The following is a 14,143-nucleotide window of genomic DNA, read 5'->3' as shown; positions in this document are numbered from 1 at the left end:
TACGATGCATTAAAATATGTATAACCGCTTAGAGAGAATTTAGACACATGAAAAAACAACAACTTAATCTGTTTGGAGAGGTAGTTGAACCGACTATTAATGATTCAATTATAATTAAAACAAAAAATACAAGAAGTAAAACCCTGTCTAAAGAGCAGAAGCAGTTTAATCGTCTGGTTAAAAAAATAGAGAAACTTACTGACGACATTGAAAAAAAAGAGCAAATACTTGAAAATACCCTTGCTAAATACCATACAACTATAAATCCGGTAAAAATAGAGATTGCTCAATCGCTGATAGAGTTTGCAAAAAATACACATCAACTTTTGCAAAAGTTTAAATACACCAATGCCCAGCAAAGAGATTTGAGCGGAATGATAGTCAGTCTTCTGGATTCTGCTTTTGTAGAAATTGAACCTGATGAAGAAGTGAGAAAACTATACGACCAATATTCGTTTGAGGGCACCTACGATGAAGCGGTAGAAGAAGATATGGCTTCTCAACTTGAGGATTTAGTCGAAATATTGGAGTTTCAGTTTGGCATAGAACTCGACCGTGACAGTATTCCTGACCCGATGACAGCGTCGCAGGAAGATATTGCGGCTTTTGTTGCATCACTACATCAAAAAATAGATGCAGAACAATCTACAGCCAACACCCGGGAGCCTTCGGGCCAAGAGAAAAAACGCAAAACATCAAAAGCTCAGCATGAAAATGAATTAAAAGAAAAAGCTGCCATGGAGCTTAAAAATAAAAGCCTTAGGTCATTGTACCTCTCCCTGGCCAAAGCCCTGCATCCCGACACCGGGGGTACCGAAGATGAGATTATTCAAAAAGAAGAACTGATGAAGCAAGTTACGCAGGCTTATGACGACAAAGACCTCTCGAGCTTGCTAAAACTTGAGGTTACATGGCTTAAGGGAGAGGTAGGACACACCGGGAATTTAGCCGACAAACAACTCAACGTATATAACCAGGTATTAAGGGAGCAGGTTAAGGAATTAGAACAAAAGCAGTTTAGTATGTCTGTAAATCCGAGATTTTTCGAGATTGAAGATTACTGCTTTGCACAAACTAAAGATATACCTGCGATGTTAGACGAAGAACTTGAGGAATTAAATGTTAGACTGGTTGAATTACAGAATGATATGCTTAAGATCAAAAACAAAAAAACATTGTTGGATTTTTTAAAAACCATTAAAGAAAGTGCCATGCAGAGTACTTCGATTAATTTGCTTGACAACCTTTTTGATGATGAGGAAATGGAAGACTTCTTTTTTTAATGAACTAGTACGAAGTTCGTAAAGTTAGAAAGTAAAAAGTTCGTAAAGTTAGAAAGTAAAAAGTTCGTAAAGTTAGAAAGTAAAAAGTTTATAAAGTGTAATTACTTATCGAAGTTAGATGCTGACATTTACAGCCATTACTTTTGACCTAATGATATTAATCCCGCAATATGCATTAGAAAATCTATTACACATTGAAATTGTTTCAAAACAAGACACTTCGCTGCTTCACTTCAACTCACCAGAACGATGAAAACCTAGTAAGATTGCACTTTCAATGTTCACGACGAAGTGCTAATGCATAATCCGGGTTAATGCAATTTATTGAACGCGCTACTTGTTAGTGCATCTAAGAAAACGCTCTATTTAATAAATTCTCCTTTGTGATTACCCCTAACCCCTAAAGGGGAATTCGCGCTTTCCGGGAGGTTCTGGTGCTCCCTATAGGGAGTTAGAGGGTGTGGATGGACAAAATGAAGCGTTTTCTTATAGCCACTAATTAGCTATGAACGATTGAAGCCACAGGGAATTTTCACTGTGGCTTTGTTTTTACCCACGAATTACACTAATCGTCATGAATTGTTATTTAAAAAATTCTTATTTTCGTTGAGTTTGTTTTTAAAATAGTATTAAATGAGAATTATAAAGGTAAATATATTAATGGTAGTAGCATGTCTGCTTTTTTCAGGAATACATGCGCAAGATAATTTTGAGTTTGAATCCATCGCGGAAACTAAAACAACGGCAGTCAAAAGTCAGGGCAGTACAGGCACCTGCTGGGCCTTCAGTACAGTCTCGTTTATTGAATCGGAAATAATGCGAATGGGAGGTCCGGAACTTGATCTCTCGGAAATGTATATTGTAAAACATACTTATGAAGACAAAGCGCAACAATATGTATTGCTTCACGGCATGGGTAATTTTAGTCAGGGCGGCCAGGCACATGATGTAACCAATGTGATAGAGGAGCATGGTTTTGTGACCGAAAGTGATTTTTCGGGGATGCCGGATACACACATGATTCATAATCATTCGGAGATGGCAACTACGTTAAAAACCTTGTTGGATGCTTACATCAAACAAAAAGGAGCCTCACCTTCGGAGATGTGGTATAAAAATATTCACTCGGTACTGATCAATTATATGGGGGAAGTACCATCTCAGGTTCAGTTTAATAAAAGGACATACTCGCCTGTACAGTTTGCACAAGGTTTTGGGATAGACAAAAACAATTATGTGGAGCTTTCATCGTACACACATCATCCCTTTTATACGCCTTTCGATTTAGAGGTGCCGGATAACTGGTCGCACGACAGATATTACAATTTGCCCATTGATGAACTGATCAATACCATGAAGAGTGCATTGGAAAAAGGTTATTCCATTGTATGGGACGGAGATGTTTCGGAAGATTTCTTTTCGCATAAGAAAGGGGTGGCATTGGTTCCGGAAGATGAATCCAAGGGTTTTGTTCCACAAACGGAGAAGTCAGTGACGCAAGAAGACCGACAAAAAGCTTTTTACTCCTGGAAGGCAACCGATGACCACTTAATGCATATTGTGGGAATGGCCAAAGACCAAAACGGAACGATATATTTTAAAACCAAAAACAGTTGGGGAACAAAAAGCAATCCTTACCAAGGCTATTTATATATGTCGGAACAATATGTTCGCATGAACACTGTTGCCGTGATGCTGCATAAACAAGCTTTGGGAAAGGAGCTTTCAAAGAAACTTTTTAAGTAAACATTTCTCTTCTGCATGAATGAGCTGCAATCCTCCATTCTAAAAAAAATAGAAAGTTACGTTTCGGATAAAATGAACTCGGTGGACGCGGGCCATGATATGCGCCATATTTACCGGGTACTGAAAAATGCCCAAAAGATTAACGAAACGGAGCAAGGTGATGGGTTTTTAATTAAAGCCGGGGTTCTACTTCATGATATAACCGACGAAAAACTTTTCGATAAAAATCAGGCAGAAATAGATTTAGAAATATTCCTGGAGAAAATAGGGCTGGGTGAGCCATTAATTAAAAATATATTTAAGATTATTAATGCCGTTTCTTTTGGTTCTGAGATAGATGGTTCGGGCGATTTGACTTTGGAGCAAAAGGTAGTGCGCGATGCCGACCGTTTAGATGCTATGGGCGCCATTGGCATCGCGCGTACATTTCATTACGGAGGAAGTAAAAACCGGGAAATATTTAATCCTGATTTCCCACCTCAAACATACCGAACTACGCAAGAATACCGAAAAAGTGTTTCTCCTACCATCAATCATTTTTACGAAAAATTGTTGTTGCTAAAGAATAAAATGGAAACTAATACAGGCAGACAAAGGGCAGAAGAGAGACATAACTATATGGTGGGTTTCTTAAGGCAATTTTATAAGGAAATGGATGAGGAAGGATTTTCTTTGGATGGCAATAATTAAACAATTGTGCTGTTATTATAAAACAATTAACTTTGATCTATGTCTAAACGTGAATTGAAACTTCTTCTTGAAGATAATTAAAAATCTGCCTTAAAGATTAAGAAGTATATGAATGGTTATACTTATGAGTCATTTGTAGATAATGATAGGATAGTTGATGCCGTAGCCCGAAACTTTTAAATAATTGGGGAGGCGGCAAACCACATCGATCCAAAGTATAGAAATGAAACCCGGAATTACATGGGCAAAGACTTAGCGGTTTCAGGAATAGGATCATTCATGAATACTTTGGTATAGATTATGAAATAATTATGGGACATAATGGAAAATGACCTTGATTTGTATATTAGTTTAATAGGTGATTTGCTTAAGAATGAGTAATAGCCTACGCAACAAACACACTCCAAATGACCAAGAAAAGAACCACAAAAAAAACGACCAGGCGAAAGTCGTCTGCAAAAAATAAAAAGCAGGCTTCAATTGGGAAAAAGGTTATCGTACTATCATTAAAGGCAGGCGTTTTCTTTATTGGTGTTGCCTTTGTATTTCTGCTATTTGTTTATCTGGGCGTATTTGGCCGCTTGCCCAATACGGAAGATCTGGCCCGGATTGATAATGATATAGCTTCGGAAGTATATGCCGAAGATGGGGTGCTCATGGGCAAATACTACTATCAGAACCGAATGAGTATCGAGAACAAGGAGATTTCGCAACATGCCAAAAACGCCTTGGTCGCCACTGAGGATAAACGTTTCTTTCAGCATCAGGGGTTGGACTTGTTAAGTCTGGGGAGGGTAGCGGTCAAAACTATTTTGTTCAGGGATAAATCGCAGGGTGGAGGAAGTACCATCAGCCAGCAGTTGGCAAAGAACTTGTATCCGAGGAAAAAGTATGGGCCGTTTACCATGTTGGTCAATAAATCGAAAGAAGTTTTTGTAGCTTCAAGATTGGAAGAGGTATATAGCAAGGAGGAAATTCTGACACTATATTTAAATACGGTTCCTTTTGGTGAAGATGTTTATGGGATTGAGGCTGCATCACAACGCTTTTTCAGTAAACACTCATCGGATCTGGAACCAAAGGAAGCGGCGGTTTTAGTAGGTATGTTGGCGGCCAATACCGCGTATAACCCCCGGGTGAATCCGGAAAGGTCTGCTAAGCGCAGAAACATCGTGCTGGACCGGATGACCGAATTCGGTTTTTTGAATAAAGAGGAATCAAAACTGATAAAGGAGTCGGATCTGGGACTGGAATATCATAAAATTGACCATAACACGGGAATCGCACCTTATTTTCGTGAGATTATCCGTAAAGAGGTAACCCGGGTTCTGGAAGAAAAATATGGGGAGCAATATGATTTGTACAGAGATGGACTAAAGATTTATACCACCATTGATCCCACTTTGCAGAAATATGCCGACGAGGCGGTTCAGCAGCATATGGCTTCCTTGCAAAAGGAGTTTAAGTATCATTGGGAAAACCGCGACCCCTGGAAAAAGAAACCATCGGTTTTTTTGAGCGCATTGCATTCGTCTGACAGATATAAAACTTTAAAATCGTCGGGAAAAACGGAGGCTGAGATTCTTGCCGAGATGAAAAAACTCACCAGGATGAGCATATTCGCCTATCCTGATGAAAAAGAGGTGACCCTCTCTCCGTTGGACTCTGTAAAGCATTATCTGAAAATACTCAATACGGGATTTATGGTGATGGATCCGCATTCGGGTAAAATACTTTCCTGGGTAGGCGGTGTCAACCACAAGTATTTTCAGTACGACCATGTTACTTCGCGACGACAGGTGGGCTCCACGTTTAAGCCAATAGTTTACACGGCGGCATTAATGGAAGGAATGTCGCCCTGCGAATATATATCTAATGAGCGCAGGATTTACGAAGATTACGACGACTGGTCGCCAACCAACGCTGACGGTAACCATTTGGGCTTTTATTCATTGAAAGGAGGCCTGTCCAACTCGGTGAATACGATTACTGCTGAAATTATGATGAGAACGGGTGTGGATGAGGTATTGAACCTGGCAGAAAGAATGGGGGTTGAATCGAAGCTGCCGGCCGTTCCCTCCCTGAGTTTGGGTGCCGGGGAGATTTCGTTGCGGGAGATGCTTACGGTATACACTTGTTTTGCCAATAGAGGTTCCAGGACAGAACCATTTGGGTTACTCCGAATCGAAGACAAAACAGGAAAAGTATTGTATGAGTATAAACCTCAAATCAAAGGGTTTCCTGTGCTGGATAATCAGACGGTGAACCTGATGAACCACATGTTACAGGGGGTGGTGGAGAACGGTACAGGTAAAGGGTTGCGCACAACATATAGGCTAAGAAGTCAGATAGCCGGCAAAACAGGAACCACGCAAGACAATGCCGATGGCTGGTTTATTGGTTTTACGCCAAATCTATTGGCGGGAGCCTGGGTTGGGGCCGAAAGTCCAGTCGTTCATTTTCGCACAACAACACTGGGCCAGGGAGCGCACATGGCCTTGCCGATTTATGGCTTGTTTATGAAAAAGGTAGAACAGAACCCTAGATACAGGAAGTATACCAATGCTTACTTCCCAAATTTGGACAGTAAATTAACTGCCATGGTGGATTGTGCCGATTATTCCGAAAACGATCCTGACCGTTCCTTCTTCGATATTTTTAAAAGAGGGAAGGAAAGGCCCGATTCACTTAGCTTAAAGGAATGGAGAGATATCCAGAAAGAAGAAAAAGAGCAGAGAAAAGAAAAGCGCAAAGGATTGCTCAATAGGATGAAAGACTTGTTTAAGAAGAAGAAATAGCTTGTAGCAGGTAGCCACAAGCTATTTGCTTAAATTAATACCCCGATCTCACCATCTGCTCCACATCTTCAGGGTCAATGGGAATTCTTTCCCCAAGTATCCTGCTGCCTGTTTCTGTTACGAGTACATCGTCTTCCAACCGAATACCGCCAAAAGATTTATAGGACTCCAGCTTCTCATAGTTGATAAAATCGTTGAATTTACCTTCGGCTTTCCATTGGTCGATTAATGCAGGGATAAAGTAAATACCGGGTTCGTTGGTAACCACAAAGTTCGGTTCTAACCTGCGTCCCATTCTAAGCGCCGAAAGCCCAAATTGAGAACTTGGTTGAACTTCATCGTTGTATCCTACCAGGCGTTGGTCGTAATCTTCCATATCGTGCACATCCAGACCAATCATATGTCCCAAACCATGCGGCATAAACAGGGCATGTGCACCTTGGGCCACCGCTTCGTCCATGTCGCCTTTCATTAAACCTACTTCCTTTAATCCTGCAGCAATGGTTTTACAGGCTAATAGGTGTACATCTTTGTAGCGAACACCTGGTTTTGTAGCTGCTAATGCATTGTTATTAGTATCTACAACTATTTGATAAATTTCTCTTTGCTTTTGCGTAAACCTGCCGCCAACAGGTGATGTGCGTGTATGATCGGTGGCATAGTGCAGCGGAGATTCACTGCCGGCATCCACCAATAACAAGTCACCTTGCTTCAATGTGTTGCCATGATAGTGGTTGTGCAGGGTTTCGCCCCTGACCGAGCAGATTACGGGGAATGAGGTCATTCCACCACCCGACATGGAAACCCCTTCGATGATACCGGTTACTTCCTGTTCTGTTTTTCCGGGAAGAGCCATCTTCATGGCTGTGGTGTGCATCGCATAGGCAGTGGCCATATGGCGTTCCATTTCCTCAATTTCGCAAGGCTCTTTTACCGAACGAAGTGTAATGCATGCTTTGATTAATTCGGTGGATGCTTTTTCTTCTACCTTGGCAGGATGAACATCCAGCAATTCCCCCAAGGTTATCATATTTTTGCCGCGATAGGGGGGAGTAAAATGAACGGTACGGCCCGAGGAAACAGCTGCACGGACAATCTCTTTTAACTTAGAAAGTGGATAGGTGCGGAAAATCCCAACCTTTTCTGCATTTTCCGTTAGCTTGGCTTGTGGCCCCATCCAAATTATATCGTCCATGGTAAAGTCATCGCCAAAAATCATTTCTTCACCACGATCAAAATCGATCACACCTGCCAGTCCTTGATAATCTAACCCGAAAAAATATAAAAATGTACTGTCCTGCCTAAAATGATAGGTATTGTGCGGATAATTCATGCTGGCATCCACATTGCCCAATATCAATGCAATTCCCTTATTTAACTTGCTCTTTAACCGCTTGCGTCGGTTTATGTAGGTCTCTTTTGTAAACATAGCGTAAAAAATTTTACGGCAATATAAAAAATGACGGGGAAGAAAAATATGTGATAGGTCAGGGAATATCTAATAATAAAGGCAAAAAAATCCGGCTTAGTCATTCAAGCCGGATAAGATATTCTTATTGGTTAATTTATTCGCAATCAACATCATCAAAATTCGAATCCCAACAATGCCATCCAGTTTTATTATTAATCCAGTTGGTTGCTTTTATCCTTCCGGATAGGTCTGTTCTGTTCATTTCTATATTCAGGTCCTCAAATTGTTGGGTATTGTCGTCGTAAACATGCACATTGTAAAAATAAACATTGTCCGTGCTATTGACGCCATAACCCAGATAGCTGCCATAGCCCAATTCGGTTTCCCTGTCGTTATCCAGTTCCCTGACGTAAGTAATTCTGGTGTCGTTGATCAAATCATCGGTAGCTTCCCAGTCCAGGGTCAGCATGGGTTCATTAAAGTCATAGCTATGATTCATGGCCCATGAGCCTCCGGATCCATCAAGGTCGGAGGTGCCTTCAAACCAAAGGAAATCATTATAGGGCTCCGCGCCTGAGTAACTGACTCTCATTTCCCATTTAATATCGCTGGTTCTTATTTCACCTGTGAGCCGGGCAGAATAATCCGAGAAAAAACCACCGAGAGAATAAGACCATTGCCATTTTTTATTTCCAAGATACACAGGGCTTTGTGTGAAGGAGTGCCGGTAGGCTGCTACTGGAACTGCCAAAATAATATTAATGTAGGTGTTCCAGACTAAAACGTTAATGCGGGCAACGTTATAGTTGCTGATGAACTCGGCATTGGAACTTTTAAGCTGCTCTGCCATAGCAGGGTTGTCTGTAAATGCGCTGAAATCAGGAATTAGACTTTCTTCCGGTGGCAGAATGGGGGCGGTATCCTCCTTGTTTTCATCATCGGAACAAGCAGTGGCAATTAATAATGCAGCAATGGCAAGGATTGAAATAAATTTCCTCGTTTTCATCTGAATTTAATTTTAGTTAAAAGTAAAGATTACGATAGTTTGTAAATAACGTTGCCATGTTGCAAAAAATTGTTTGGCGTGAAGAAGTTGAATTTTACTCCAGGCAGTAGTAACCGCTGTATATCAATGTGCTAAATAAAGCATATTACTTATAATATGATAATACCGTTTTGACTATTCACCTCGAGTAAACATTTTACTCAGGGGGAGTTTTTTGGATTGGAATAGCAGGGGTAGCTGAGAAATGAAATGGGGTAATTTATGTCGGAAAACCAATGTTTTAAAAGAAAACTAGTGTGATGAATGTCCTGAGGGTAAGAACGGAATTTGTATTGGGAAAATGAAATATATGAGATATTTCCACAACATTGTTGTTTTTTTATAATAGCCTCTTATATAATATTAACGAAGTGTTAAAAAAATTAATACAAATTAACATATGTAAAAAGCACAAAACCAAATAGATAATAAAAAATGTAGTGGTAAAGATGAGGTATAATAAATATTGTTGTGGTTTAATAGGTGTTCTTTATTAGGCAAAAGTACCTATATGTACCGATATTTGCACAGTATTAACAATCTAAAATCATATGGAATGAGGTTACTAATTTTAAATCTGATGCTTGTACTGTTTTCAGTTTCTGTATTGGCCCAGGACATTATTAATGTTTCCGGGAAAGTTACAGACCAAACAGGCGAGTCAGTTATAGGTGTTTCTATATCTATAAAAGGAACTATTCAAGGTACTATAACCGATATTGATGGTAACTATAATATTAGTGTACCATCCAATGGAATTCTTGTATTCAGTTTTATCGGTTTCGATACACAGGAAGTACCGGTAAATAATCAAGCTAGTATAAATATAACGTTAGTAGAATCGGTTACCGGGTTAGACGAAGTAGTCGTGGTTGGTTATGGTACCCAAAAGGTAAAGGATTTAACTTCCTCCATCGCTACGGTAAAAGCGGATGAAATTGTTAAAACTCCTGCGGGACAAACCATGCAGGCGCTGCAAGGAAAGGTGGCAGGTATGCAAATTGTTAGTGCCGGTGCACCGGGTGATGAGCCAACTGTTAGAATACGGGGTGTCGGTTCTTTTCCTAGCAGTAGTGATTCTAAGCCTCTTTATGTGGTGGATGGGATGTTTTTCGACAATATCGACTTTCTTAATCCGTCAGATATTGAAAGCTTATCAGTTCTTAAGGATGCTTCAGCTTCAGCAATATATGGTGTCAGGGCAGCAAACGGCGTGGTTTTAATAACGACAAAGAAGGGTAACCTAAAAACGAAATCCACTATCACCTATGATGGTTATGTCGGTGTTCAGGTGGCTCAAAATGTATTGAAAATGGCGAATGCCGAACAGTTTGTCGACTATGCCAACCAAACCGGATCGGCAGCGGATATAAGTTTCGTGGAGAGTGCCATGCAAAGGTTTGGTAGAAGTCGCATAAACCCGAATATACCTGCCGTAAACACCGACTGGTATAAAGAAATTATGCATTCTGCAGCCACACAACAAAATCATTCACTTTCCATTGTTGGAGGAAGTGAGAATACGGCTTATTCGTTTGGTGTGAGTTATTTTGAACAAGAAGGACTGCTTAAAACGAAAAACGCCTACAAGAGATTTAATTTTAGGGGAAAGCTGGATCAACAGGTTAATAATTGGTTGAAAGCCGGAATAAATGTGAATATGAGCAACGGCATAAAGTACTTGGCTGATGATGCTGCATGGTTTAAGGCTTACCATGCGGTTCCGATTTTGCCGGTATATGATGATGAAAATTTTGCTGAGATGGTAGCCCAGGGGCATGAGAATCCGAGTAACTATGCAAATGCTAAATTAATTGGTTATCGTGGGTCACAAAACCCATTTATAAACCTTAAATATAGAGATCACAGGCAGGATATCAGAAAAGCACTTACAGGAATATACTCGGAAATAAGTATTATCCCGGAGAAGTTAAATCTAAAAACGAGTTATAATTTGTCGGTTCTGCATATTAAAGACAGAAACGTAGGTTTACCTTATGATTTAAATGGCGATGAAGTAAGACCGCTATCTACACTCAGTACTTACCGGGCATTGGACGTAAATCAGTATTTGGATAATGTGTTAACATTTACGGATAGTTATGGAGGCCATAATGTTTCGGTAATGTTAGGGACTTCATACAGAGATGAATGGTACGATTATTTAAGTGGTTCGGCAGAAGATGTTCCCCAAAATGAAAACTCGTGGTATATCGGACAGTCCCAGTCAGAGACATCAAAACAAGTAGATGACAATGCGGAACGAATATATGGTCTTTCGTACTTTGGACGAGTAGCATATAATTATAACAGCAAGTATTTGGCATATTTTACCCTACGACGGGATGGAACATCCAAATACCAGGAAAAATGGGGTACCTTCCCTGCCTTTGGGCTGGGGTGGGTAGTTTCGGAAGAAGATTTCTTTACTGATAACGTTAATTTCATTAATTATTTAAAAGTACGCGGAGGTTGGGGAAAATTAGGAAATGATAAAATCAAAAGACAAGATGGTGCCAATACCACAAATCCTCAATTTCTTGCCATCAATGATACGCAGGTAACCGGAACAACAACTACCAGTACCTTTGGATATCTGGGTTGGGAAACCGTTAAAGGGACAAATATTGGGATCTCGGCTAAGTTTCTGAATAATCAACTTAGCTTAGAGTCGGATTATTATATCCGGAATACAGAAAATGCTGCTATACCCGTTAGTCTTAAACTGCAGTCAGGAAGCGTACTGAAAAATGTAGGAACGATCAGGAACTCTGGATTTGAATTGGCAGTGAGCTATAACGGAAAAATCACAGATGATCTTAAATATATGGTCGGTGCCAATATGGCGACCCTTAAAAATGAGGTGCGCGACTTGTTCGGACAAGCCTTTATTAACGGCGGACAGGCAGAATTCCGGCAAAGGTCGCAGGTTGGCGAACCATTATTATCTTTCTACGGATATGAAGTGGAAGGCGTTTACCAAAATCAAGCTGAAATAGATGCGGACCCTGTGGCTGTTGACAATGGATTGGTCCCTGGAGACTTCAAATTTAAAGACCAGGACAACAGCGATGTGATCGACGATGATGATAAAGTGTTTTTGGGGTCTTATATTCCGGACTTAACCTATGGAGGGGTTTTGGGGCTTACTTATAAAAATGCCGAGTTTTCAATGAATTTCACAGGTCAAAGCGGTAACAAAATCCTAAACCGGAAAAGAGGTGAAATTATCTGGACCAACGACACAAATATAGATGCGGATTTAGCCAACAATCTATGGAATGGCGAAGGAACGTCGAATAAATACCCGTCGGCATCAGGATTAAGAAGAGGCTGGAATCAAAACTTTAGTGATTATCTGGTAGAGGACGGCTCGTTCTTTAGAATTCAAAATATTCAGGTAGCCTACAATATTAAAGGAGAACGTTGGTTCGGCCAAGGTATGCCTGATGCACGAGTGTATTTTACTGCGGAAAGACCACTAACGGTATTTGATTATAACGGCTTTAATCCTGAGGTTCCCAACGGAATCGATCGCCAGTTTTATCCGGTACCATCCGTTTATACCGTAGGACTTAATCTTAAATTCTAAACTCTATATAAAGATGAAAAAGATATTAAAATATTATATGTCTGTGCTGCTTTGTGGATTACTTCTGTTATCTATGTTCAGTTGTGCCGACAAGTTAGATGAGCCTTTTGAGGATGAGGCTTTCACCAGTGATGTAGATTATTCGAACGGTGAGGATATGATCCTTCCTATGTTAGGGGCCTATTATGGATTATATACCCGGGGATGGGAAGAGCCAATTACGCTAGGACTGCGAGGGGATGATGTAAACGCGGCCGGCGACCAGGTGCCCATGCAGGAACAAGATCAGTTTAAATACCTGCCAAGCCATTGGAATTCGAATGCCATTTGGCAAGGGCATTACAATGATATCGTCAATGTGTTTACCGCCATGGATGAAATTGAGAAGTACAGGCCGGCAGCTGCCGATGATGCTTTGGCGGATCAGTATATTGCGGAATGCCGTGTAATTAGAGCGTACCTGTATCTGAATATATCCAGAACCTATGGAGGGTGTATTGTGATTGACCAGTTGGATAATATCCAAAATACGCCGGTAAGTAACAAGGCAGAAGTAATGCAATATATAGTAGATGAGATGACAGAGGTAATTCCTAATTTGATGGATTTACACCCCAATAAACGGGACGATATAAAGGGAGGAATAACCAGTTATACAGCATATGCAATCCAGGCATTAGCCTACCAGGAAATGGAAAATTATCAGGGAGTTGTACACGCCACATCCCAAATCATTAGTTCAGGCGAATATGAACTGGCTGCAGATTTTTACCATTTATTCAAAAAAGCAGGCAAACTGGATGATGAAAATATTCTGGAATTTCAGTATTCAGACTTTGGTCAGGGAGAAGGAGATAGGTTCGCTTTCTTGTTTGCCCCGTTTGGCATTGGAGGCTGGACCCCTGTTGTGTCAGGAGCAGGTGCCGGATGGGGTTTCTATGAACCTACCATGAAATATATATCTTTTATGCTGGACCGTGGGGAAACAGTTCGCCTGGAAACAAGTGTTGTTTTTACACCGGATGGTATTACTGAAATTCAAGATGATTATAGTGGGACCATGCCCGCATGGATTTCCAATGTAAACAGGGAGGGCGATATTTTCAACAACAACGCCCGCTTAAATTTCGGTAGTGGCAAACATATACAACCTTCTACTGAACTAATACCGGGAAGAACAAATCCGGGAAGCAACAAAAATTTTATCGTGATCAGATATGCGGAGATGTTACTGATGTATGCGGAAGCTTTGACAAGAGGGGCTACAAGTAGTATTTCAATGAGCGCTGATCAAGCGGTCAATTTAGTGAGAGCGCGTGCTGGTATGAGTAATTTAAGCAATGTGACCACGGAAGATGTTTTGGACGAAAAATTTGCGGAACTGGCCATGGAATGGGGAACCCGGTTTTACGATATGGTTCGAACCGGCAACACTTCGGAGCTTAGCCACGAAGGTAAAACATTTACCATGGAGGACGCTTATTTGCCATTCCCCGCAGATCAGGTATCGGAGTTGCCGCAATTGGCTGAAGGAATCAACTAAAGATTTAGGAAAATGAAACGAGCCATAAGAAAAGG

8 protein-coding genes and 1 pseudogene are annotated in these 14,143 nt (G+C 40.6%); 7 read left to right on the top strand and 2 right to left on the bottom strand.

All coding sequences use genetic code 11. From position 1 onward, the window contains the following. Positions 1 to 47: 47 nt before the first annotated feature. From ACT29I_RS17860 to ACT29I_RS17840, 5 genes and pseudogenes are all read left to right on the top strand, one after another. Positions 48 to 1,283: a hypothetical protein gene (locus ACT29I_RS17860; RefSeq protein ID WP_444794047.1), complete on the top strand. Its 1,236-nt coding sequence runs from the start codon at positions 48 to 50 to the stop codon at positions 1,281 to 1,283. Positions 1,284 to 1,916: 633 nt separating this feature from the next. Further along, positions 1,917 to 3,029 (top strand): C1 family peptidase, encoded by a 1,113-nt coding sequence (locus ACT29I_RS17855; RefSeq protein WP_444794046.1) that lies wholly within the window; start codon positions 1,917 to 1,919, stop codon positions 3,027 to 3,029. Positions 3,030 to 3,044: 15 nt separating this feature from the next. Continuing rightward, on the top strand, positions 3,045 to 3,719 hold the full coding sequence (locus tag ACT29I_RS17850) for an HD domain-containing protein (protein ID WP_430934420.1): 675 nt from the start codon (positions 3,045 to 3,047) through the stop codon (positions 3,717 to 3,719). A gap of 251 nt (positions 3,720 to 3,970) precedes the next feature. Further along, positions 3,971 to 4,051: pseudogene (locus ACT29I_RS17845) on the top strand (HepT-like ribonuclease domain-containing protein); the annotation flags it as partial. Between the two features lie 75 nt (positions 4,052 to 4,126). Beyond that, complete coding sequence (locus ACT29I_RS17840; RefSeq protein ID WP_444794045.1) at positions 4,127 to 6,517, top strand: penicillin-binding protein 1A; 2,391 nt, start codon at positions 4,127 to 4,129, stop codon at positions 6,515 to 6,517. A 34-nt stretch (positions 6,518 to 6,551) separates the two neighbouring features. On the opposite strand, the gene ACT29I_RS17835 is transcribed toward ACT29I_RS17840, so the two are convergent. Together ACT29I_RS17835 and ACT29I_RS17830 are read right to left on the bottom strand one after the other, a co-directional pair. Continuing rightward, a complete protein-coding gene (locus ACT29I_RS17835; RefSeq protein ID WP_430934422.1) occupies positions 6,552 to 7,946 on the bottom strand; it encodes an aminopeptidase P family protein in 1,395 nt (464 codons plus the stop codon). 136 nt (positions 7,947 to 8,082) lie between these two features. Further along, on the bottom strand, positions 8,083 to 8,934 hold the full coding sequence (locus ACT29I_RS17830; protein ID WP_430934423.1) for a hypothetical protein: 852 nt from the start codon (positions 8,932 to 8,934) through the stop codon (positions 8,083 to 8,085). A gap of 595 nt (positions 8,935 to 9,529) precedes the next feature. On the opposite strand from ACT29I_RS17830, the gene ACT29I_RS17825 reads away from it, so the two are divergent. Together ACT29I_RS17825 and ACT29I_RS17820 are read left to right on the top strand one after the other, a co-directional pair. Then, the gene (locus ACT29I_RS17825; RefSeq protein WP_444794044.1) at positions 9,530 to 12,565 is read left to right on the top strand and encodes a SusC/RagA family TonB-linked outer membrane protein; all 3,036 of its coding nucleotides are present in this window, start codon (positions 9,530 to 9,532) and stop codon (positions 12,563 to 12,565) included. 13 nt (positions 12,566 to 12,578) lie between these two features. After that, positions 12,579 to 14,108: a RagB/SusD family nutrient uptake outer membrane protein gene (locus tag ACT29I_RS17820; protein ID WP_444794043.1), complete on the top strand. Its 1,530-nt coding sequence runs from the start codon at positions 12,579 to 12,581 to the stop codon at positions 14,106 to 14,108. Positions 14,109 to 14,143 lie beyond the last annotated feature (35 nt).

Origin of the sequence: Saccharicrinis sp. GN24d3 (genome assembly GCF_052400645.1) — a bacterium.
In the GTDB taxonomy this organism is placed as follows: Bacteria; Bacteroidota; Bacteroidia; order Bacteroidales; family Marinilabiliaceae; genus Saccharicrinis.
Note: the sequence above shows the minus strand (reverse complement) of the source record. Positions and strands in the feature narration are given on the sequence as shown.